At 57.2% G+C, this 22938-nt stretch carries 17 protein-coding genes, 1 tRNA gene and 5 pseudogenes; 15 read left to right on the top strand and 8 right to left on the bottom strand.

What is annotated here, in order from left to right; genetic code table 11:
* Positions 1 to 76: 76 nt before the first annotated feature.
* The 5 genes from uvrY to E6B08_RS20295 all read left to right on the top strand — a co-directional run bounded on the left by uvrY (position 77) and on the right by E6B08_RS20295 (position 5293).
* Entirely contained in the window at positions 77 to 715 is a 639-nt protein-coding gene (gene uvrY, locus E6B08_RS20315) for a UvrY/SirA/GacA family response regulator transcription factor (RefSeq protein WP_027916239.1), read from the top strand.
* Between the two features lie 3 nt (positions 716 to 718).
* A complete protein-coding gene (uvrC, locus tag E6B08_RS20310; RefSeq protein ID WP_136915665.1) occupies positions 719 to 2542 on the top strand; it encodes an excinuclease ABC subunit UvrC in 1824 nt (607 codons plus the stop codon).
* Between the two features lie 33 nt (positions 2543 to 2575).
* Positions 2576 to 3136: a CDP-diacylglycerol--glycerol-3-phosphate 3-phosphatidyltransferase gene (pgsA, locus tag E6B08_RS20305; protein WP_136915664.1), complete on the top strand. Its 561-nt coding sequence runs from the start codon at positions 2576 to 2578 to the stop codon at positions 3134 to 3136.
* Between the two features lie 63 nt (positions 3137 to 3199).
* Positions 3200 to 3275, top strand: a tRNA-Gly gene (locus tag E6B08_RS20300).
* Between the two features lie 221 nt (positions 3276 to 3496).
* On the top strand, positions 3497 to 5293 hold the full coding sequence (locus E6B08_RS20295; RefSeq protein ID WP_136915663.1) for a tyrosine-type recombinase/integrase: 1797 nt from the start codon (positions 3497 to 3499) through the stop codon (positions 5291 to 5293).
* Positions 5294 to 5478: 185 nt separating this feature from the next.
* Here the strand turns inward: E6B08_RS20295 and istB are convergent, their stop codons facing one another.
* The 3 genes from istB to E6B08_RS20275 form a co-directional block, all read right to left on the bottom strand.
* Entirely contained in the window at positions 5479 to 6234 is a 756-nt protein-coding gene (gene istB, locus E6B08_RS20285) for an IS21-like element helper ATPase IstB (RefSeq protein WP_136912806.1), read from the bottom strand.
* Between the two features lie 20 nt (positions 6235 to 6254).
* The gene (istA, locus tag E6B08_RS20280; protein ID WP_136912805.1) at positions 6255 to 7769 is read right to left on the bottom strand and encodes an IS21 family transposase; all 1515 of its coding nucleotides are present in this window, start codon (positions 7767 to 7769) and stop codon (positions 6255 to 6257) included.
* 363 nt (positions 7770 to 8132) lie between these two features.
* The gene (locus E6B08_RS20275) at positions 8133 to 9311 is read right to left on the bottom strand and encodes an integrase core domain-containing protein (RefSeq protein ID WP_136915661.1); all 1179 of its coding nucleotides are present in this window, start codon (positions 9309 to 9311) and stop codon (positions 8133 to 8135) included.
* 689 nt (positions 9312 to 10000) lie between these two features.
* Between E6B08_RS20275 and E6B08_RS20270 the strand changes: the two are divergent.
* Positions 10001 to 10201 (top strand): annotated as a pseudogene (locus tag E6B08_RS20270) (DNA adenine methylase); the annotation flags it as partial.
* Between the two features lies 1 nt (position 10202).
* On the opposite strand, the pseudogene E6B08_RS20265 reads toward E6B08_RS20270, so the two are convergent.
* From E6B08_RS20265 to E6B08_RS31550, 3 pseudogenes are all read right to left on the bottom strand, one after another.
* Positions 10203 to 10420 (bottom strand): annotated as a pseudogene (locus E6B08_RS20265) (TIGR03745 family integrating conjugative element membrane protein); the annotation flags it as partial.
* A 13-nt stretch (positions 10421 to 10433) separates the two neighbouring features.
* Positions 10434 to 10665: pseudogene (locus E6B08_RS20260) on the bottom strand (TIGR03758 family integrating conjugative element protein).
* Between the two features lie 77 nt (positions 10666 to 10742).
* A pseudogene (locus tag E6B08_RS31550) lies at positions 10743 to 10889 on the bottom strand (RAQPRD family integrative conjugative element protein); the annotation flags it as partial.
* An 853-nt stretch (positions 10890 to 11742) separates the two neighbouring features.
* Here E6B08_RS31550 and E6B08_RS20250 point away from each other — a divergent pair.
* Both E6B08_RS20250 and E6B08_RS20245 read left to right on the top strand, forming a co-directional pair.
* Entirely contained in the window at positions 11743 to 12909 is a 1167-nt protein-coding gene (locus tag E6B08_RS20250) for a hypothetical protein (RefSeq protein ID WP_136915660.1), read from the top strand.
* Positions 12910 to 13095, top strand: a complete 186-nt coding sequence (locus E6B08_RS20245; RefSeq protein WP_136915659.1) for a hypothetical protein — start codon at positions 12910 to 12912, stop codon at positions 13093 to 13095. It abuts the gene before it with no gap.
* Between the two features lie 289 nt (positions 13096 to 13384).
* On the opposite strand, the pseudogene E6B08_RS20240 reads toward E6B08_RS20245, so the two are convergent.
* A pseudogene (locus tag E6B08_RS20240) lies at positions 13385 to 14222 on the bottom strand (IS5 family transposase); the annotation flags it as partial.
* 11 nt (positions 14223 to 14233) lie between these two features.
* Positions 14234 to 14557: a hypothetical protein gene (locus tag E6B08_RS20235; RefSeq protein ID WP_136915658.1), complete on the bottom strand. Its 324-nt coding sequence runs from the start codon at positions 14555 to 14557 to the stop codon at positions 14234 to 14236.
* A gap of 893 nt (positions 14558 to 15450) precedes the next feature.
* Here E6B08_RS20235 and E6B08_RS20230 point away from each other — a divergent pair.
* The 7 genes from E6B08_RS20230 (at position 15451) to E6B08_RS20200 (ending at position 22933) form a co-directional block, all read left to right on the top strand.
* Positions 15451 to 16653, top strand: a complete 1203-nt coding sequence (locus E6B08_RS20230; RefSeq protein ID WP_192938574.1) for a LysR family transcriptional regulator — start codon at positions 15451 to 15453, stop codon at positions 16651 to 16653.
* Positions 16654 to 16775: 122 nt separating this feature from the next.
* Positions 16776 to 18038: a gallate dioxygenase gene (locus tag E6B08_RS20225; protein ID WP_136915656.1), complete on the top strand. Its 1263-nt coding sequence runs from the start codon at positions 16776 to 16778 to the stop codon at positions 18036 to 18038.
* 21 nt (positions 18039 to 18059) lie between these two features.
* Complete coding sequence (gene galB / locus E6B08_RS20220; protein WP_136915655.1) at positions 18060 to 18797, top strand: 4-oxalmesaconate hydratase; 738 nt, start codon at positions 18060 to 18062, stop codon at positions 18795 to 18797.
* A 21-nt stretch (positions 18798 to 18818) separates the two neighbouring features.
* A complete protein-coding gene (locus tag E6B08_RS20215; RefSeq protein ID WP_136915654.1) occupies positions 18819 to 19535 on the top strand; it encodes a 4-carboxy-4-hydroxy-2-oxoadipate aldolase/oxaloacetate decarboxylase in 717 nt (238 codons plus the stop codon).
* A gap of 1 nt (position 19536) precedes the next feature.
* Entirely contained in the window at positions 19537 to 20601 is a 1065-nt protein-coding gene (locus E6B08_RS20210) for a 4-oxalomesaconate tautomerase (RefSeq protein ID WP_136915653.1), read from the top strand.
* A 274-nt stretch (positions 20602 to 20875) separates the two neighbouring features.
* Positions 20876 to 21973, top strand: a complete 1098-nt coding sequence (locus E6B08_RS20205; RefSeq protein ID WP_136915652.1) for an aromatic ring-hydroxylating dioxygenase subunit alpha — start codon at positions 20876 to 20878, stop codon at positions 21971 to 21973.
* 15 nt (positions 21974 to 21988) lie between these two features.
* Positions 21989 to 22933, top strand: a complete 945-nt coding sequence (locus E6B08_RS20200; protein WP_136915651.1) for a PDR/VanB family oxidoreductase — start codon at positions 21989 to 21991, stop codon at positions 22931 to 22933.
* Positions 22934 to 22938 lie beyond the last annotated feature (5 nt).

Below are 22938 nucleotides of genomic sequence, written 5' to 3'. Positions count from 1 at the left end.
AGTTTTGCGCTAGGCCGATCCTGAAAAATTTTGTTAAGGTGACGGGATCCAATCGCCCTGTTGACGAGGTGTCTGCTTGATTAGGGTCCTAGTGGTCGACGATCACGATCTGGTACGAACCGGTATTACTCGCATGTTGGCCGACATCGACGGCCTGCAGGTAGTGGGCGAGGGGGATTCGGGGGAATCGGCGCTCAAGCTGGCCCGCGAACTGAAGCCGGATGTCGTGCTGATGGACGTCAAGATGCCTGGGATCGGCGGCCTGGAGGCGACCCGAAAACTGCTGCGTAGTCACCCCGACATCAAGGTGGTGGCGGTAACGGTGTGTGAGGAAGACCCATTCCCCACCCGTTTGCTGCAGGCCGGCGCCGCCGGTTATCTGACCAAGGGCGCGGGCCTCGACGAAATGGTCCAGGCCATCCGCCTGGCCTTTGCCGGCCAGCGCTACATCAGTCCGCAGATCGCCCAGCAGCTCGCGCTCAAGTCGTTCCAGCCGCAAGGGTCGCCGTTCGACGCATTGTCGGAGCGGGAAATCCAGATCGCCCTGATGATCGTAGGCTGCCAGAAAGTGCAAATCATCTCCGACAAGTTGTGCCTGTCGCCCAAGACCGTCAATACTTACCGTTATCGGATCTTCGAAAAACTCTCGGTTACCAGCGACGTCGAGTTGACGTTGTTGGCCGTTCGCCACGGTATGGTCGACGCAAGCCTTTAATTCATGTCCCAAGCTTTCGATGCCAGCGCATTCCTGGCGACCTGCAGCGGCCGTCCGGGCGTCTACCGGATGTTCGATGCCGAGGCTCGGCTGCTCTACGTGGGCAAGGCCAAGAACCTCAAGAAGCGTCTCGCCAGTTACTTCCGCAAGAGCGGGCTGGCGCCGAAGACGGCTGCGCTGGTGGCCCGCATCGCCCAGGTCGAGACCACCATCACCGGTAACGAGACCGAAGCGCTGCTGCTCGAACAGACGCTGATCAAGGAATGGCGTCCGCCTTACAACATCCTGTTGCGCGACGACAAATCCTATCCGTATGTGTTTCTCTCCGATGGCGAGTTTCCGCGGCTCGGTATCCATCGTGGTGCGAAAAAGGCCAAGGGCCGCTACTTCGGCCCTTACCCCAGCGCCGGTGCCATTCGCGAGAGCCTGAGCCTGTTGCAGAAGGCATTTTCGGTGCGCCAGTGCGAGGACAGCTACTACGCCAACCGCACCCGCCCGTGCCTGCAGTACCAGATCAAGCGCTGCAAGGGGCCGTGCACCGACCTGGTCTCGGCCGAGGAGTACGCCGAGGACGTGCGCCACTCGGTGATGTTCCTCGAGGGCCGCAGCCAGCAGCTGGGCAATGAGCTCAACGCTGAGATGGAAAAGGCCGCGATGGCCCTGAACTTCGAAAAGGCCGCCGAGCTGCGCGACCAGATTGCCCTGCTGCGCCGCGTGCAGGACCAGCAGTACATGGAAGGCGGCTCGGGCGACGTCGATGTGGTCGCTGCCTTCGTCAACCCAGGCGGCGCCTGCGTGCACCTGATCAGCGTGCGCGGCGGTCGGGTGTTGGGCAGCAAGAATTTCTTCCCGCAGGTGGGGATCGAGGAAGAGGTGAGCGAGGTCATGGCCGCGTTCCTCTCCCAGTACTACCTGGGCAATGCCGAGCGCGAACTGCCGGGCGAGCTGATCGTCAACGTGGTGCATGAGGACTTCGCGACCATCAGCAAGGCGGTGCAGACCCTACGCGGTCGCGAGCTGCAGATCAGCCATCGGGTACGTGGCACCCGCGCGCGCTGGCAACAGCTGGCCGTGACCAACGCAGAGCAGGCGCTCAATGCGCGCCTGGCCAACCGTCAGCACATGGCAGCGCGCTTCGAGGCGCTGGCCGAAGTGCTGGGCCTGGACGAAGTGCCGCAGCGCCTGGAGTGTTATGACATCAGCCACTCCAGCGGCGAAGCCACCGTGGCCAGCTGCGTGGTGTTCGGCCCCGAGGGGCCGATCAAGTCGGATTATCGCCGCTTCAATATCGAAGGCGTCACCGCCGGCGACGACTACGCCGCCATGCATCAGGCGCTGACGCGTCGCTACGGACGGATCAAGGACGGCGAGGGCAAGCTGCCCGATGTGCTGCTGGTGGACGGCGGCAAAGGCCAGTTGAACATGGCTCGCGAGGTGATGCAGGAACTGGCGTTCACCGACCTGACCCTGCTCGGGGTGGCCAAGGGGGTAACGCGCAAGGCTGGTTTCGAGACCCTGTACCTCAACGACGTGGCCCATGAATTCACCCTCAAGGGCGACAACCCGGCCCTGCATCTTATCCAGCAGATCCGCGACGAGGCCCACCGCTTCGCCATCACCGGCCACCGCGCGCGCCGCGGCAAGGCCCGGCGTGTGTCGAGCCTGGAGGACGTGGCAGGGGTGGGGCCCAAGCGGCGCCGCGACCTGCTCAAGCACTTCGGCGGCCTGCAAGAGCTCAACCGCGCCAGCATCGACGAGATCGCCAAGGCACCGGGTATCAGTAAAAAGCTTGCGGAGTCGATTTATGCCAGCCTGCATAGCGAGTAGAATGCCGGGTTCAACCTGCAGCCAGTCGTGCCGATGAATATTCCAAACCTGCTCACCGTACTACGCGTCCTGCTCATCCCGATCTTCATCCTGCTGTTCTATGTGCCCTACCACTGGAGCTACATGGCCGCCAGCAGCGTGTTCGCCATTGCCGCCGCCACCGACTGGCTGGACGGCTACCTGGCGCGTCGGCTGCAGCAGAGCACCCCATTCGGCGCATTCCTCGACCCTGTGGCCGACAAGCTGATGGTGGCTGTCGCCCTGGTACTGCTGGTGCAGGTCCACGCCAACTTCTGGCTGACCCTGCCGGCAGCGGTGATCATCGGTCGCGAGATCGTGGTTTCGGCCCTGCGCGAGTGGATGGCCGAACTCGGGGCGAGGGCGCATGTGGCGGTGTCGAACCTGGGCAAATGGAAAACCGCGGCGCAGATGCTGGCGCTGGTCATCCTGCTGGCCAACCCGCCGTTGCTGACCTTCTGGGTCGTGCTGGGCTATGGCCTGTTGCTGGTAGCGGCGGCGCTGACCCTGTGGTCGATGTTCCACTATCTGCTGGCTGCCTGGCCGCACCTGCGCGAAGGTTCGGAACAGAAATAAAGTTTTTTTGAATCAAGGGCTTGACGGCGTTTGCCAGATCATTAGAATGGCACCCATCACGACGCGGGAATAGCTCAGTTGGTAGAGCACGACCTTGCCAAGGTCGGGGTCGCGAGTTCGAGTCTCGTTTCCCGCTCCAGTTATAGATCTACGGAGTTCCACGGAAGTCTGTAAGTCGTTGAAAAAAGGGCCGAAAGGCCCTTTTTTCGTTCCAGCGAAAACTACCGAAAACCGGGGGTAGCCGGACAAAATGAGTCCAGAAATGAGTCCAGAATTGGAAATCGACTCATTCGGTTTTCCGGTGGAGCAGGGCAGATAACGAGACGAGCATTTGGCCTCTGACAGATTCAGGAGGTCACTATGGCACTCACGGAAATGGCGATTCGGCATGCTCGAGTCACCGCCAAGGAGTACACGCTCGCAGACAGTGATGGCTTGTTCCTCAACGTCACTGCCCAAGGCAGCAAGATCTGGCATTTCCGATATTACTGGGAGGGCCGGCAGAAGCGCATGTCCTTCGGCAGTTACCCGCAGGTGGGGCTGCGTGACGCGCGGGAGCGGCGCGACGAGGCACGAGCGCTCATCGCTCAGGGATACAATCCCTGTGAACAGCGCAAGCAGCAGCGTGTAGCCGTGCGCCTTGCCAATGATCAAACCTTCGATGCTGTCTTCGAGCAATGGATTGCCTTTCGCAGGCTGAGTCTCAAAGAAGGACGACAGAGCACGTTGTCGCAGATCCTGCGCATTTTTGCCAAAGACATTCAGCCCTACATTGGCGAGCAGTCGATCCATGAGATCAATCGGCATGTGCTCATGGATCTACTCAGTCGCATCGAGAGCAGAAAAGCCTTCACCACCGCAGAAAAATGCCGGACCTGGCTCAATCAGCTCTTTCGCTATGCGCTCGTACGTATAGCCGGGCTAGAGCACAACCCAGCCGCCGATCTGGATGTGGTGGCAGTGCCTAAGCCGCCGGTGGAGCACAATCCGTTTCTACGCATGGAGGAGCTTCCACAGTTCCTGGGCAAGCTGCGAGCGTTCCGCGGGTCGCAGCAGACGCAACTCGGGATCCGCTTGTTGCTGTTGACCGGGGTGCGTACTGGTGAGTTGCGCCTGGCAACGCCCGATCAGTTTGATCTTGAGCGTAGGCTTTGGATCATCCCGCCGGAAGTGGTCAAGCAGCTCCAGCTCAAGATGCGCAAAGCGCGTCGGCAAACCGCCAAGGTGCCGCCCTATATCGTTCCGCTCTCTATTCAGGCGACCGAAGTCGTGCGTCTGTTGCTGGATCAGGTGGTTCCGGCTCAACGGCACCTACTCACCCATCGAAGCGATTTGAGCAAGCGCATCAGCGAGAACACGCTGAACTCTGCGTTGCGACGTATGGGCTTTGCTGACCGGCTTACGGGGCACGGTGTGAGGGCGACGATCTCAACGGCGCTCAATGAGATCGGTTACCCAAAGATTTGGATCGATGCGCAGCTTTCACACGCTGATCCGGACAAGGTGAGCTCGGCGTACAACCATGCGGAGTACGTCGAGCAACGGCGAACGATGATGCAGGACTGGGCCAACCGGTTAGATCTCTGGCTGCAGGGACACGTCAAGGCGGCGAGCTCGCCGTTGACCATTCAGTTGGAAGGGGCATCTCAGCTGTCGCTCGGGCTACAGGGTTTGCCTCTCACTCCCGTACGTAATGGCATGAATCCAGGAATGAATGAAATGCCTGCTGAACGCAGCAAGCCACCAGCGGATCGAGTCGGCGCATCGGAAGCGTCTGCTGTTCGGTTGGCTTCTGATATCCAACGGACTCGTACGGAGATGCTCGAAACTTATGAAGCAGCGACCAATCTACCTCTCCTGTCTTTTGCACGCCTGGCCGGAAAGTCGCGAGATCAAATCAACCGTGATATCAAGGCACGACGTCTGCTGTCACTTAGCTTGGGAAATCGAGGCCAGCGTATTCCTGATTGGCAGTTGGATCCGCTGAAGCACAAGCTGGTGCTTGCAGTCTTCAAGTCGTTGCCTCAGCTCGAAGCTTGGGAGGTCTATCGTCTGCTCAGTGAGCCACACGATGGGCTGAGAGGGCGTACACCGCTCGATGTTGTGCAACCGGGGAATTTTGAGAGCACCTTGTCCTCATTGATTCGGGGACGGTGATCGGCATAGCTGGTCTGTTGCCCATTCTCCCCTTGCATGGGGTGCAAGGGGTCGAGTGTGCGGATTCCACGACACTTGGACACCCAGCCCACGCTCATTTGGACACTCGTTCCACGCGCACTTGGACACCTGATCCACGTCCACTTGGACAGGCAGTCGGAGCGCAGCGACGCAGGGTTGCATTGTTAGTCTGAAGCCCCTGCCACCGTCAATTTCGTCGTGCGTTTACGCATCGATTCACCCTTCAGTTCGATCCGATAAGCGTTGTGCACCAGCCGGTCGAGGATTGCATCGCCCAGGGTCGGATCGCCGATCAGTGCATGCCATTTGTCCACCGGCATCTGGCTGGTCACCAACGTCGAGCGGCTGCCGTAGCGGTCGTCCAGCAGTTCGAGCATGTCGCGCCGTTGCGCTGCGCTAAACGGCGCCAGGCCCCAGTCGTCCAGGATCAGCAAGTCCGTCTTGGCATACCCCGTCATCAGTTTGGCGAAGCGCCCATCACCGTGGGCTAGGCCCAGCTCTTCCATCAGGCGTGGCAGGCGTAGGTAGCGCACGCTGTAACCATCGCGGCAGGCCTTGTGGGCCAGGGCGCAGGCGAGCCAGGTTTTGCCCACGCCCGTGGGGCCGCCGATGATCAGGTTCAGGCCATCGCGCAGCCATTGGCCGCTGCCCAGTTGCAGGATCAGCGACTTGTCCAGCCCACGAGGGCTGCGGTAGTCGATGTCCTCCAGGCAGGCGTTGTGGCGCAGCCGAGCAGCCTTGAGGCGGGTCGTCAGCCGTGTGTTTTCACGCTCGGTCAGCTCGCGGTCGACCATCAGGCCGAGGCGTTCGTCGAAGCTCAGGTCGTTGATGTCAGGCGTCGCCTGTTGCTCGCTCAGCGCTTTGATCATGCCGTGCAGGCGCAGGGTTTGCAGCTTGTCCAGGGTGGGGTTCGGTAGCATTTCAAGGTTCCTTGTTCAGGTCAGTGGTAGTAGCCAGGGCCGCGCAGGTTGGTGTGTTCGTCGGGCAGCAGGGGCAGGTTTTGCTGGGCCAGCGGCAGCCGTTCCAGCCCTTGGCGCAGGATCGATTCGAGGCTTTTGTAGCTGCACGCGCCCAGTGCCAGCGCACGCTGGCAAGCGGCCTCCAGCCGCGCTTCGCCGTGCTGTTTGCTCAGGCGCAGGATGCCCAGGCATGCGCGAAAGCCATGCTGCGGATGGATTCGGCGTTCGAGGATGTGGGCGATGACACCAGCGGTGTTGGGCCCGGTCTGCTCGGCCCAGCGGATCAGTCGCTGTGGCGTCCATTCGGCATGCTCGCGGTGGCTCTTGGGCATGTGCTCGGTTTGCGTGGTGTGGCGGCCTTTGTGCGGCGAGCGGCGGTGGCTGGCCACACGCTGGTTCGCGTGGAAGCACTCGACGGTCTGGGCGGTCAGGCGCACTTCGAGCTGGTGCTTCACCAGTTGGTACGGCACCGAGTAGAAGTGGCCGTCCACTTCGACGTGGTAGTCGATGTGGACGCGTACGTTTTTCCATTCAGCGTAGACGTAGGGCTGTTCCGGTAAGGCCTGCAACGCAGGTTGGTCGATGGCTTCGAAGGCCGACCGGCGTGAGCCGGGCAGCTTTTTGAAGGGCTTGTGGTTGAGCCGATCCAGCAGCAGTGCGATAGCGGTGTTGAGTTCGCCCAGCGAGAAGAACTGGCGGTTGCGCAATGCCGCCAGGATCCAGCGTTCAACCACCTGGACGCCGACCTCGACCTTGGCTTTGTCCTTGGGCTTACGCGCACGGGCAGGCACGACGGCGATGCCGTAATGCTCGGCCAGGTCGCGGTAGCTGGGGTTGATGTCGGGCTCGTAGCGATGCGCCTTGCTGACACCGCTGCGCAGGTTGTCGGGCACTAGGATCTGTGGGGCCGCCCCCAAAAATGCCAAGCAGCGCGCATGCGAGCCCAGCCAGTCAGGCAGCGTTTGTGACCAGGTGGCTTCGGCGAAGGTGTAACTGGATGCACCGAGAACGGCGACGAAAACCTGGGCCTGGCGGATTTCACCGGTCTGCCGGTCGATGACCGGTACGGTTTGGCCCGCGTAATCGACGAACAACTTCTCGCCGGCGCGGTGCTCCTGGCGCATGGCCACGTCGACCTTGGCGGCCCACAAGCGGTAGTGCTCGCAGAACCAGCTGTATTGGAAGCCTTGCGGGTGGCTGAGCCGGTACTCCTGCCAGAGCAGGGCCAGGGTTACGCCGGGGCGGCGTAGTTCGGTGTGCACCCATGCCCAGTCTGGTATCGGGCGTTGATCGCTGGGTACTGTTGGGGCCGGTGGGAACAGAAGCCGTTCTAGCTCGGCATCCGACAATGACGTTGGCCAAGTCAGCCCGCAGGCGTTGAACCGGTGCAGGTAATTGCCAGCACTGCCGCTACTGATTTGCAGGCTTGCGGCGATCTTGCGCACGGACAGGCCGGCGTCGAACTTTAGGCGTAGTACCTCTCGGATTTTACGCATGGATAAACGCTCCACGACGACCTCTTCGCTTCGAAAAAGAGGTCGATGGTAGTGAATAGTCCTGCGTTGCTGCCTGCCTGAGCTTGGGGCTGATCAGTGAGCGCTCACTGTCCAAGTGCTCGTGGAATCAGTGTCCAAGTGTTCGTGGAATGGGTGTCCAAGTCAGCGTGGAATCACTGTCCAAGTGTTCGTGGAATGGGTGTCCAAGTGCGCGTGGAATCCCCAGTCGAGTGTTCGAATCACTCCGTCCCGACCAAAATACTCCAAGAAATCCAGTCACTTAGCGGTGACTGGATTTTTTTATGCCTGTGCGTTTTTCGGCAATGTGTACGGGTCACCCTCATGGGTTACACAAAAGTTCGTTCACATAGGTGACAACACCTGAAGTCTTACATAACCATCATCGGCTTCTCGCTCATCGACCCTGCCGAGAATGATTGGGCCGAAAATAACATCCCACACCCCATCCCCGACCTGCTCCAGCCCAATGGTCTGGTGTTTGAGTACATAACCTACATAGATTCTCAAACCCCTTCGGTTGACGATGCCACTACAGTCAGCTTGCAGGCTCTCGATATGACTGGGGTAAGTCATTTCGGGTAGTTTTTCCGGAAACGGGCGTGGCGAAGGCTGATAACAGGACGCTGGCGTTTTCTGCTTCAGTGCTTCGTGCAATCGCTCGTAATTGTAGTGTTGCCGGAAGCGGTCGAAGTGCCGCTGTTGAGCCTCCCAAGCCACTGCAGGCGGGGATGGAAGCGTACTTTTGAGTGTCCGGTGCATACGCTCGTGCCGACCATTTTGCTCCGGCCTGCCAGGCGCAATACGTTCAGGAATGATGCCCAGGCGCAGCCACCAAATAGACAGCTGGGAGAGGCCTGCGCGCCCTTTACTCGCAAACGGCACGCCATTATCGGTTCGGATACGTTCAGGTAGCCCGTTTTCGCGAAAGACCTCAGCGAACACAGTCTGTGTCTCCAGAAAGTTCGTGTTGGCCATGCTGTGGCACGCAAGCAAGAAGCGACTGGCGTGATCCATAATCGTCAACGGATAGCACCAAACCCCTGCTCCTGTCAGAAACTGGCCTTTGTAGTCCGCAGTGAATAGCTGATTGGGCGACTCCGCTTTCTCCAACGGCTTGGGATAGACCGCTACACGCTGACGCAGGCGTCGCGGCTTGATCAGCTCGGCCTTCTTGAGGATGTTGTAGATCGTTGTCTTGGAGGGAGGCGCCTGGTCTGGAAAACGCTCCTGCAATGCTGCCTGGATCTTCTTGGGCCCAGGCTCCGTTTGGCCTTGACCACGCAGCTCGATGATGGCGTCGCGAACGGCGACGGGTACAACCCAGTCTTGTGTCAGCCGGCGACGACTGCGCTCCTCCAGGCCCGCCGGGCCCTCTTTCTCGTACCGCTCGACCCATTTGTATCCGGTCTTTCGACTGATCTCGTAGGCCTCGCAGAGGGCGCTGAAGCTAGGCGGACCCTGCAGGTAATCCGCGATGAAAAGCGTTTTCATGTCCATAGGTTTCAGCTCTCGCCAAGGCATGGTGAGATCCTCGAAAAACCGACCCTGCCAGTTAAAAACTGTTACCTATGTGCGTGAACTGATTTGTAACCCATGTGGGTGAGTCATACCAATGGTCATTTTTGCCCCACTTTTTGCCCCACCGAAGATTTTTGATGCCTTAGGCGTTTTTTGATTGCCCGCACCGTGGCGCTAGCGATAATCACGTGCCTTGGCCGTGAACCAGTGAGAATCTGGATTAAATTGTTGGGTCTGAGAATCAGAAGCCCGCTCCGCTCCCGTTGAGTACCAGCCACGCGTTTTGCCTCAGTGTGTCTCGGAGGTATGCCAAGGGTGCGTCATAGCGATGCTGTCTAGTTGGCATGGGGCGAGGGGAGGTATCGCTAAACGATTTATGAGTTCGAATGACTACGCTTCCGCCACTAATTCTTATTAAAACCCTGATTTTTCAGGGTTTTTTATGCCTGCCGCATTTCAGCCCATCCTCCAGCCCATCCTTTGGCGTCTGGCTTTCAGTGGATTTCAGCAGAATTTCCGCTGAACGGTCGGCTCGACAGAGAGCTGCTCGCTGCTCCCGAGGGAATGCCTACAAAGGGTGTCTCGTTGTGATCAGGTACAAGCTACCCGAGATCCGAGTGCTCGCATCATCAGTTTTGGGTACTGAGTGGCGGAAGCGGTGCTTCCCAGCGTCAGGAGATTGGATGACATGGTTAAGGAATTTCAAGGGTGATCTGGTCACCCTTGACCGCGTTGTGCAGAACCACCTGGAGGAGCTCGTGCGCCAGTTCAAATGGGCGCTCAGCTCTCGGCAGATCTTCGAGTGGCAGAAGATGACGCGTCCTGAAACCCTGACCGACATCCAGCGCGCGGCGCGGTTCCTCTACCTGCAGCATGCTTTCGTTGGCAAGGTTAGGCGTGGTAACAGACGCCAATGAACATCCCAGCGACCACCAACAGGGCGATCAGCAGCACCATGTCGTAGCCATAGTTCTGGTCTGGACAATGCCGTTGCCTGCACGTCTTGAGGGATCTTCCAAGGTAGGCAGTCGACCTTCGGCAACGACCATGGTCGGGCTGAAAAGGGCACTGACGATCACAGTGCGGCGCTTCAGGATAAGGCAATGGATCATCACAGCGACTCTATCAGGACAGGAAAAAGAACGTCAGCACCAGGTACAGCGCGACGAAACGGATCACGACACCGACGAACTGGCGATTGCTAAGTCGTTGCTCTGCCCACCCGGTGTAGGCGGTACGAATGGCCCAGGCACTCCAGAGCAGCATCACGGCAAAGACCAGTGAGGACCAGGACAGACTTTTGCGAATGGGTGAAACCGCTGTGGGCCTGGAACGTGGATTGCTGGGCTGCGGTCATGGCGTGTCGACCTCGCCGGTGTACTCGCCGAGCATGGCCGCAGGATCGCGTAGCTGGCCGCGCTGAGGCGTCAGGTAGTCCTGCACGACGGTGCGGATGCGCTGTATGTCCTCGCGTAGAAGCAGGTAGTCGAAGTGGTAGTGGGCAGCAATCTGATGGGAGAGGGCAGCACTGTTTTCGGCGTGCCGTTCTAGGGCGTCGAGCTGGCGGAGTACGGTGACCAGTGGGCGCGTTCCAGGTCATGTTCGATGGAGGTCGCCCCAGCTTGCTCGGTCAACGTCTGAACACCAAGCCCTAAGATGATCTACTCTAGTCAGATACTTGAACATGCTCGCGGCATCCGGTCTTCGGGAGTGACGCGAGCATGTACTTATGGGTGCAACGTTTTAGCAATCAACACGGTTTAAATACCGACCCGGTTAAATCCTCGAGCTAAGGTGCGCGAGTAGATCTGGAATTAAGAGATAGTATCAGCACTCAGTCCTCCAGCCTGGAGGCAGAGCCAGCGGCATCAGCTACGTCTAGGCACTGCTGACAGATATCAGTTTTCCAATCAGATTTATGTAGCTGTCCTCGCAAACGTTGTAAATGGTTGCTCGTCGACAGCTGCGTCGGCACTGAATGCTCGCCGCTAGTGAGATCCGACTCGAGTGCTGCCTTGATCCCGAAGCGTTCAAGGATGCGTATACCCAAGCTAGGCTGCCCAGGCTGTTTGATGTGCTCCAATACCGATAGCTCGGGTGCATGTTTGAGATGGCTGAACGAGAGGCGGTGAATTTTGATGCGCTTTGACAAGCTCCTGACGCACCAACCTACCAAGGTGTCAACAGCTTTCTTCACGCGGTGTCTAGACATCTCTTGTCGCACAGAGCCCAAGATCAGCCTTTACCCCAAGGCTGCCTTCCTGATTTTCTTGAATCTACTCTTCAGTGATTGGGTAAGTAGACGTAGTGATGGCTAATGGATACTATTCGTGTTTTGCACTGACGCGCAGTCGAGTAGTACGTACTCCCATGCTCTACTGCCGATCAAGGATTGATTTCCTGAGGAGGAAAAGCCTGAAATGGAGAGTTTATCTTGGGGATAATTACCTTTTTGCTCATGGGTGGGGTTTCAGGAGGAATTGCGGGGTGGGCTTTTTTTGCATTTGGGGATAAGAAAGAGAAATATATATCTGGCGCCTCAGGAGTCGCCGTAACGGCAGTTGAGGCTTACGTTGCTCTGAAAGCATTCATGGCGCCTGGACAAGATCCAGCGCCGCTGATACTTGCACTGATAAGCTCTCATGCGATAGCTTTTGTTGGTGTAATCATCTTGTTTGCATATCTTCTTGAGAAGCAGGACGCTCGATTCAAAATCACTATAATAGATGTGATTTTTAGCAATAGTAAGGCTCTAAGTGCTTATCATGATTCGCGAAAGGCTGAAATAGACGGTCGTTTGAAGAAAGAACTGAATATAGAAGCGATCGAGAAGTCTCGAGCGGATCTGGAAGAAGAGATTAGTCAATTTCGAGCGGAAGAGTCTTTGTTCAAGGATGAGGTGAACGACGCTAGAGCGCTTTTAGAGCAAAGAGGCGAGCTTATTGATAGTAAGTTTTCGATTGTTATTCCGCAAAAATACAAGCATTGCATAAAGCCAGATTTTTTTGAGCTTTTACCACGCCATACTCAAAAAGTCGGTGCCTTTTACGCCAAGCTACGTCCTCTGACAGAACAGTTCATTAAAAATGATCATGGTTTAGCAACTAACGAAGAGGTTTTTGATAGCTATTTGTTAGGGGTGGCAAGCTACGTTAGAACTTGCCTGTTCGACCAAGCAGCAAATACAGGCGAAAATGAGGTAAGAGTTCACTTTCGCAAGCTTGACTCTAAGTCGATGGTTTATAAGGCTCACGTCGTCTTGTCGGATTTAGATCAGGCTGTGTCTGATTTGAAAGTGGATAACGGCTTAATCAAGGCATCTCAGGCTTCGAGGCGTAGTCTTGTTTATTCAGCGAATAAAAAGGATGCATATAGTACGGGTAGTGAGCATCTTTGGCAGGATTATTTGACCTATGTATTTGAGCAGATAAAAGACGGAGAACACCCTAGGTTCACCTTTGGTATCTCAGTAAGGCATAAGGCTGTGTATTCTAATCTTCTGTATTTCCTTAGCTTTATTCAAATTGAACAAATTATTCAGCAGGATATGATTAGGCTTCACAATCATCTTTCAAAAAATCTTAGCGCTAAGGTGGCTTAAATGGAAGTCGACAAAAGCGAGTTGCTCCTACGGATAAATGGACTTATGAAGGCTGGTGAGCATGATAAAGCTAAGCGATTGATATCGATTTTGCATGAATTGATTCGCAAGGAGATGGAGGAGGATGAATTTCATCAGACCCTTACGCTTGATCGAGTGGGGAAGAAAGCGTACAAGTCTGAATAGTATTGGTATATAATGGCTGCCGACTGCACAAGTGCTCTAGGGTGAATTGCAGTTGGCAGTAATTCCCATCGCAAATTGGTCTTTGGAGTAGGTTAAGGTCGTGAGCGGAAGTGAAAGTATCACGATGCTTGTCTGCAAATAAAGCCTTTGATGTTGCGAGCATGTTCATGCCTTAGGTTCTGTACGACAAGCCAGCCAGCCAGCCAGCCAGCCAGCCAGCCAGCCAGCCAGCCAGCCAGCCAGCCAGCCAGCCAGCCAGCCAGCCAGCCAGCCAGCCAGCCAGCCAGCCAGCCAGTGAGACCATGGCGACATAGCTTTTCGCGAGCTTGTCGAAGCGCGTTACGGTTCGGCGGTTCTCTTTCAGCCAGCCAAACATACGCTCGATAATGTTGCGCTGTCGGTACTTCGGTCGATCAAACAGCCTGGGTAAGCCAGGCTTGGGTGTGCGCTTCATTGATCGCAGTGGGATGACGGGCTGCATCGGATATTGATCGCAGTAACGGCGTAGCGCTTCGGCGTCGTAGCCCTTGTCAGCAAGCAGCCTTTTACAGCGTTTGTGCGGGCGGCCAGATTGGCTCGATGGAATGCTGACTTCGTCCAGCAGTGGCTGGGCGTAGCTGATGTCATTGGCTTGACCGCCAGAGAGAGAAGGACGCACAACGGTGTCCCCCGTTAGTGTCGCAGAGCATGTGGATTTTGTTTGTCAGGCCGCCGCGACTGCGGCCTAAAGCGTGATCGGCAGGCTCGTCAGACCCCCTTTTTTCCCGGCGCCAGAAGAGGCTCGGGTTGCGCGTACTGCGGTGGAGTCGATCATCCAAGTTTGCAGGTCGATCAAGCCTTGCTCATTCAATCTCAGGTGCTGGCGTTTGAGCATCTGATCGAGCGTCCCCTGATTTCGCCAGCCCCGAAATCGTTGATACACCGTTGACCATGGGCCAAATCGATCCGGCATATCTCGCCAAGCAGCACCCGAACAGAGCCCCCATAGCACGCCATCGAGCATCAGGCGGTCGCTCAGGCGCGGTCGCCCCCGGCCATGGGTTTCGATGAAGAGATCGGAGATCTACATCCCAGGCCTGGTCCGAGAGTTCGTAACGCTTGTCATCACAGAATTCCTTTCCGTCGATGGCGGGGGACTCTACAAAATCTCAGCGCTCAAGGTGCGGCGATTGGGTTTCTCGGGATTTCGTACAGAGACTGGTGCCAAACTATAAACTCGTCTTTCTTGATAAGCCCGTTGGTCGCCATAGCGTTCTCGAGTGTCGTTTATCGCGTCAACTGGAGCGCCTGGAGAGAGTGTCTTCAGTAAATCGATTTCACCCTCGTTGTGAGCGTTAACCAGTGATTGTGCGATGGTGTCGAAGTGCTGGTAACGACACTCCCAGTGATCGCTGAAAACTGTCTCCAGCAGCATCCCGTTTTGAGCAAGTTCAACGGTGTCTGCGCGGGTAGGGAGAATCATCCGAGGCTCCTCAGGGGGACGCGAAATTGATGGCAAATTCTATCGGCTGGCAGGGCAGGGGGGAACGCCTTTTCGCTCTGGTGTGGGGCCTTGGAGGCGGCTGGAGCAGCCCCTTGGGGGGTAATCGGCGCGTGTTTTGGTGAGGCAGATCGTTTAGGCTCTGTACGAAAAGCCTTGATACTCGGTGATGCTGCGTTGAAAACAGCCTCGGAATGCTCATTTACAACCCGTAAACTCCGCTTCCTCGGCTGTTTTCGCCTTGCCTGACCTTCGTCTCAAAACTTTTCATACAGACCCTAGAGGTAAAGGTGCAACGAGTTGCACCTTTTGAGGTATGGTGCAAAAAACGCTTTGAAGCCCCGATTTTTTGCTGGATTAGAATGCGCTCACACCGGGATGCGTAGGGTGTCTAGAAGACAGGCTAGACCGGGGGCTCCTGATACAAGGGTTCGAATCGCAACGCTTCCGCCACTAATTTTCATTAAAGCCCTGATATTTCGGGGCTTTTTTGTGCCTGACTGTTTCTGGTCACCCATCTGGTCCCCCATTTTTTGTTTGGCTTCCTCTGGCGTTCTGCGGGTTCTGGTGGACGTTCTGTCTTCATGGGGCCGCTAACTCATATCAGGATGGGGCTATTCAGGTTTCACTAACGACAGGTCAAACTCGGAGCTACAAGTCAAATGCCGTCACCACTCCTAAAGGCGCGTGGCACAGGCGTGCCCTGCGCTAACGGGCGATTTGGGCATCAATGGGTGACTGTCCTGACGATTCCATCGGAAGCCAGCAGCAATGCGCTAGGTGCTGCTCGGTACTTGTGGTGTTCAGCCGTTATGCACTGATATCGTCTCTCTGACGGGTCGCTGCGTGTGGCCGCCGCTGAAAAGATGCTGAGCATGCCTGATTCCGAATCCACTCTATTGCCTAACCTGTTACACCTGCGAACCCTTGTGAGGGTTGCCGATAACCGTACGCTTACGAAGGCAGCCAAAAAGATGCTGCGCTCGACGTCGGTGGTCCATGATGGGATCGATGAGCTTGAGCGCCAGCTGGGCGTCAGCTTGTTCGAACGTGCCCCGGGTGGCTGGAAAATTACCGCGCAGGGGAGCTGCGTGCTGTCGCGGGCCCGTCGCATTCTTGCGGAGCTTGCAGTATTGCCGGCCATGCTCGGGCAACCGCCGGTCACCGTTCATGAGCAGCTCTACTTGCTTAACGCGCGCAGGCTGATTGCTTTTATCAAACTTTGCCAGATGAAGAATATGGGGCGTGTGGCTAAGTCGATGGCCGTCACTCAACCTGCGATCAGCAGCGCCATCAAAGCCATGGAAGCTGGGACCAACACGCAGCTGTTCGAGCGTCATGGTCGTGGGGTTCGTCCCACCGAAATTGCACTCGCCATCCTGCCAGCCATTCGCCGCACTGTTAATGAACTGACGCACATCGCACGGGACCTTGCGGCATTGGCGGGGGAAGTGGAGGGTAAAGTGCGAATAGGTGCTTTACCCCTCAGTCGCACGCGTATAGTGCCACAGGCCATAGCTTGTGTTATTCAAGCTCACCCCAATGTTCAGGTGGATACGTTCGAAGGTAGTTTCGAGCAGCTCGAGACGGACTTGCGTAATGGCGACCTTGATCTGGTTTTTGGTGCTTTACGGGCTGACGAAGGAAGCCCCCTGGTCACCGAAGCGTTGTTCGATGAGAGCCTGGTCATCATCGCCAGAGGCAACCACCCTATGCGGTTGGCCCCGCATGAATTGCACACGCTCACCGATGCGCAATGGGTTCTACCTCGTTCGCAAAGCCCGGCCCGAGACATGATAGTCAAAGCGTTCGCCTCCCATGGCATGCAGCCTCCGATAGCCAAGGTCGAATCGGGTGACATGGCTATCATCCGTGGTTTGTTGGCTTGCACCGACTTGTTGGCCATCGTTTCCAGCCATCAGTTCGAAAAAGATCTGGCAAGCGGCGAGCTTGTCGTACTCGATGTCACCTTGCCGCAAACGCCGCGAGCCATAGGCATTATGACTCGCAAGGGCGCCATGCATCCGCCAGCAGTGGTTGCCATGATCCAGGCATTGAAAGAGGCGAGTTTGCCTTGAATACCGCTCGGCGTGCCCAGCGATAAAAAAAAACGAAACCCGTCTAAGTATTTCCGACCCCATGGGTGCGGCGTAGTCCTTTACAGTCGATGCATACCCCGCACCGCTGATTAGGAATGCGTATGGCCAGAATAATAGGGGGGCTCGCAGTCTCCCACACCCCGACGATTGGGTTTGCAGTCGACCACGACAAGCAGGATGAGGCCGCCTGGGCGCCCATTTTCCAAAGTTTCGAGCCTATAAAGCTCTGGCTGCAAGCCAATCAGCCTGATGTGTTGTTCTACATTTTCAATGACCATGTCACCTCTTTCTTCTTTGACCACTATGGCGCGTTCACCTTGGGTGTGGATGATCGCTACGAAGTCGCGGATGAAGGCGGCAACCCGCGCGACCTGCCAGCGATAGGCGGGCATGTCGAGCTGTCCCGGCACATAGGCAAGAGCCTGATGGCCGATGAGTTCGACATGGCGTTTTTCCGTGACAAACCTCTGGATCATGGTTTTTTCTCGCCCATGTCGGCGTTACTGCCCCACTCCGATGGTTGGCCGCTCGAAATCGTGCCGCTGCAGGTCGGGGTGCTGCAGTTTCCCGTACCCAGTGCCCTGCGTTGCTACAAGCTTGGCCAGGCATTGCGTCGCGCTATCGAAAGTTACCCTGAGGACCTGAAGGTGGCTATCGTCGCCACGGGCGGTGTTTCTCACCAAGTACACGGTGAGCGTTGTGGCTTCAATAATCCCGAATGGGATGCTCGATTCCTTGATTTGCTGGTGAACGACCCGCTGGTGTTGACCGGTATCACGCAGGCCGAATATGCGGCCCTAGGTGGCATGGAAGGGGCGGAAGTAATTACCTGGTTGATCATGCGGGGTGCACTGTCCAGTAATGTCAAACAGGTCCATCGGGACTATTACCTGCCTTCAATGACCGGTATCGCTACGTTGTTGCTGGAAAATCAAGCCGAGCGGCCATCCACAGCCGAAGTCGAGCGTCATCTGGCCCATGTTAACCACCAAGTGGCTGGCATCGAACAATTACCCGGCACTTACCCCTACACCTTGGAGCGTAGTGCCAGAGGCTACGCACTGAACAAATTCCTTCGTCGCTTGATCGAGCCGGCTTTCCGCGCGCAGTTTCTGAGCGAGCCGGAGATGTTATTCGCCGAGGCCAATCTTAGCGAAGAGGCTCGGGATCTGATCCGGCGCAGGGACTGGCGCGGAATGATCCACCACGGGGTAATTTTCTTCGTGCTGGAGAAATTGGCGGCTGTCCTCGGGGTACCCAATCTTGTGGTGTACGCGGCTATGCGTGGTGAGCCGCTAGATGTCTTCATGAAAACCCGAAATCAGCAAGTGCTGTATTCCGTCGCTGCCAAAGGCAACAACTGATCATCCTCGAAGGACAAAAAAATGACAGATTCCACTAAAGCTGCATTGGTAGTCAGTGCCCATTCTGCAGACTTCGTGTGGCGCGCCGGTGGCTCCATAGCCCTGCACGCTGAGCAGGGCTACGCTATGCACGTCGTGTGCTTGAGCTTCGGCGAGCGCGGCGAGTCCGCCAAGTTGTGGCGAAAGGGCGGCGACATGACTGAAGCGAAGGTCAAAGCTGCTCGCCGCGAAGAGGCCCAGCGTGCCGCCGATATTCTAGGTGCCAGTATCGAATTCTTCGACATGGGCGACTATCCGCTGCGTGCCGACACCGATACCTTGTTCCGTCTCGCTGATGTGTTTCGTCGGGTGCAGCCAGAGTTCGTGCTGAGCCACTCGATCAAAGATCCATACAACTATGACCATCCACTGGCCATGAATCTCACTCAAGAGGCCCGCATTATTGCTCAGGCAGAGGGCTATCGCCCGGGTGAGAAGATCGTAGGTGCCCCTCCGGTGTATGCCTTCGAACCCCATCAGCCTGAACAGTGCGAATGGCGCCCAGACGTGTTGCTGGACATCACCAGCGTTTGGGACAAGAAGTACGCCGCTATCCAGTGCATGGCTGGGCAGGAGCATTTGTGGGAGTACTACACGCGGGTGGCGCTGCAGCGTGGCGTGCAGGCGAAGCGAAACATTGGTATTACCGCAAAACGAGACATCATCTACGGCGAGGGGTATCAAAGTGTATTCCCGCGCGTAACTGAAAACCTTGGCTGACCACCCTACCGGGAGATACGCATGAACTCGCTAATTGGCAAAACCGGCATCGTGGTCCGTCAGATCGATCGCGCTGCGCCTTCGGTCATCGAAAATTTCGCCCCGCTGGGCGTGGCCACCATTCATGAAGCCCAAGGGCGCAAAGGCTTATTTAGTCCCAGCGTCAGGCCTATCCAGCAGGGAAGTGCGATCGTTGGTAGCGCCGTTACCGTGCTGGTGGCGCCAGGCGACAACTGGATGTTTCACGTCGCGGTAGAGCAGTGCCAGCCTGGCGACATCCTGGTAGTAGCGCCGAGCTCGCCGTGCCAGGACGGCTACTTCGGTGATCTGCTCGCCACCTCGTTACAGGCACGCGGAGTACTTGGACTGGTGATCGCCGCCAGCGTGCGCGACAGCACTACCTTGCGTGAGATGGGCTTTCCCGTCTGGTCGGAGGGGCTCAGCGCTCAAGGCACAGTGAAGGAAACGCTGGGGTCGGTAAATATCCCGGTGGTGTGCGCGGGCCAGCTCGTTTACCCCGGGGATGTAGTGGTGGCTGATGACGACGGCGTGGTGATCGTGCGCCGAGATGAGGCGCACCAGGTATTGCAAGCCGCAGTGGAGCGCGAGGCCAATGAATTGGCCAAGCGCGCGCGTCTGGCCCAGGGCGAGCTTGGTCTGGATATCTACAACATGCGTCCGCGGCTGACTGAGAAAGGGTTGCGCTATGTCGATCATCTGAGTGAGTTGGAGGGCTGACATGGCCCAAGTACGCACACCCTGCCTGTTGATTCGCGGCGGCACGAGTAAAGGTGCCTATTTTAGTGCTAGCGACCTGCCAAGCGATCCCGGGTTACGGGATCGCTTCCTGCTAGCGGCAATGGGGTCGCCCGATGCACGGCAAATCGATGGAATTGGCGGAGCCGACTCGTTAACCAGCAAGGTCGCTATCATTCGTCCATCGCAACGTGACGATGCGGATGTGGACTACCTGTTCGCTCAGGTCGTAGTCGATCAGGCGCGTGTCGATTATGGGCAAAACTGCGGCAACATCCTTGCTGGAGTGGGGCCGTTTGCCCTGGAACGTGGTCTTTTACCTGTCACTGGCGAGCAAACCGCCGTACGCATCTTCATGGAAAATACCGGCCAGATCGCAGTAGCGAAGGTGCTGACTTCGCCGGACGGCGTGGCCTATGAGGGGCAAACGCGGATCGATGGCGTACCGGGTACTGCCGCCCCGGTCGTCATCGAATTCGAGGACGTGGCAGGGTCAAGTTGCGGGGCGTTGCTGCCAACCGGCAATACACAGGATCTCATCGATGGCGTTATGGTCACCTGTATCGACAATGGCATGCCGGTAGTCTTAATCAAAGCCTCAGACATGGGCAGTACTGGCCTGGAGGCGCCGGCAGTGCTCGACGCCAACGCACAGCTCAAGGCGCGCTTGGAGAGCATTCGGCTTCAAGCTGGACCCTTGATGAATCTGGGGGATGTGCGTGAGCGTAATGTTCCAAAGATGGTGCTGATCAGTGCACCAGGGCAAGGTGGGGCTATCAGTACTCGCTCATTCATCCCTCACCGTTGCCATGCTTCGATTGGTGTATTTGGGGCGGTGAGTGTCGCGAGTGCCTGCCTCTTGCCTGATAGCGTGGCAGGGTCGCTGGCTGTGGTAACCGATGACACCCTACAGCGTGTGTCTGTCGAACACCCCAGCGGCGAATTCACGGTGCAGATCCGCCGTGAGGGCGAAGGCTTGGCCTGCGGGCTGGTGCGGACCGCTCGCGTTCTATTTGACGGCGATGTCCTCACGCCTGCCATCCGTTGAAAATCCCCTGAAAACCGCTTTGCAAAAAAGGCCCTGGTACTGAAGCAGGGCCTGCCCTCCCCGTGCTCTCAACTTAAGCGCCCCATGGTGATTGCCTTGCTGCTGCGACTTCAGCATTGCCCCGTGCTTGAGGCCGCCGTTCGAGATAAGAAGAACCGAAGGCGCTATAACTTCAACCGCCACGACAGCTGGGCTGCTGCCCGATAACGTACTCCCTACAGATCACGAGCCTTCTTCGGCTGGCTCGAAATAACAAGAAACGGGAGATTAGCCCATGCTGCAAACCAACCCTCGGCCGGCCCGTCCACGTGGCCAAGCGATGGCAGACCATCGAACTCCATTGATCAAGAACTGCTGGTATGTTGCTGCTTTGAGCAGCGAAGTAAGCCGTAGTCTGCTTGAGCGCCGTCTGCTCGACACCTCGGTGGTAATGTACCGCACCGAGGCCGGAGCACCGGTCATCCTTAATAACCGCTGCGCCCATCGTTCGTTCCCGCTGAGCAAGGGGCGTCTGCAAGGCGATGATGTTGTCTGCGGTTACCACGGGATGGTTTACGCCCCGAGCGGGCAGTGTGTGGGCATGCCTGCCTTGCCTAACCCGCCGACCCATGCCTGTGTAGCCAGTTACCCAGTCATCGAGCGTGCACCATTCATTTGGGTATGGATGGGGGATCGTGACAAGGCTAATCCTGAGCTGGTCCCTGATACTCAATGGCTGGCCCACCCTGAGTGGAAAACCTTGGGCGGCGAGTTCCAGTTCCATAGCAACTATGTGGCGATGCACGAGAACCTCCTGGATCAGACTCACTTCTCGATCCTGCACGCCAAGACTGGCATTGGTACCCCAGCCTATGTGCGTTCTGACCTGGATGTCCGTCAGGAGGGCGATCGCGTCATCATTCTTCGAGCCCTGAAGAATTCTCCTCCGCCGCCGGTATACGCAGTGCCGATGAAGTTGGAAGGGCGCCCGGTGGACAGGTTTTCGGATGCTCGCTTCGAATCACCAGCGATTCACATCGCTCACGCCAAGATCGTCAATCTAGAGCCACGTGAAGGCGAGGCGCTGGAGTATCTGGTGAATATCACTCATGCGTTCACGCCTGAGAGCCAGAACACTCTGCATTATTGGTGGTTCAACAGTCGTAACTTCCACCACGAAGATGCCGAGATCGATCAGTACGTTCTGGACAGCCATCGTGCTGCCTACCTCGAGGACGTCGAAGCGCTGACGTGGATTCAGGAACTATTGGACAAAGAGCCGGGGACGGTAGAAGAGCTCAGTTTCGCACCCGATCGCCCTGGCATCATGTGTCGCCGTACGCTGCTGCGCCTGTCGCAGTTGGAAAACGGCATTCCTGTGCAGCCGGCTTGAGGCCAGGAGGACGACATGATTGAAGTCATTGTGGCTAAAAAGCAGCTCGAGGCTGTGGGGATCTACAGCTTCGAACTGGCTCGCGAGGATGGCTCGCCATTGCCGGCATTCAGCGCTGGTGCGCATATCGATGTGCACTTGGCAAGCGGCCTGACCCGCCAATATTCGCTGTGCAACAGCGCGTCAGAGAATCACCGGTATCAGATTGCCGTGCTGCGTGAGCCAGCCTCGCGTGGCGGCTCCGAGCAGATGCACGACGTTGTGAGTGAAGGGCAGCGCCTGACGATCAGCACGCCACGCAACCTGTTCGAACTGGATAACAGTGCAGGCCATTCGTTGCTCTTTGCGGGGGGCATCGGCATTACTCCGATTTTGTGCATGGCCGAGCGCCTGAGTCACGCTGGCGCATCCTTCGACCTTTACTACTCGGTGCGCAGTGAGGACCGTGCAGCCTTCGTCAAGCGCATGAAAGACAGCCCGTTTGCTGACCGCGTGCACCTGTGTTTCGACGATCAGGCTCCGCTGGACGCGACGAAGGTGCTGGCCAATCCCGCCGAAGACACCCATCTCTACGTGTGCGGCCCGGGCGGATACATGGAGTTCGTCCTGAGTACCGCGCGCGCCCAAGGTTGGGTCGAGGCGAAGTTGCATCGCGAATATTTCAGTGCTGGTGAGCAAGCGAACGCACCCGGTGAAGCTTTTGAAATCGAGATTGCGAGTTCAGGCGAGGTCATGCGTGTAGAGGCTGACCAGACCATAATCGACGTGCTCTATGACGCGGGAATTGATGTCCCTGTCTCCTGTGAGCAAGGGGTTTGCGGGACCTGCATCACGCGTGTGCTCGACGGTATTCCTGAGCACAGGGACAGCTTCTTGACCGATGCGCAACGTGCGCTCAATGACCAGTTCACTCCGTGTTGCTCCAGGGCCAAATCACCACGCCTGATTCTGGACCTGTAACGACG

This window comes from Pseudomonas putida, from assembly GCF_005080685.1.
Lineage (GTDB): Bacteria > Pseudomonadota > Gammaproteobacteria > Pseudomonadales > Pseudomonadaceae > Aquipseudomonas > Aquipseudomonas putida_V.
Note: the sequence above shows the minus strand (reverse complement) of the source record. Positions and strands in the feature narration are given on the sequence as shown.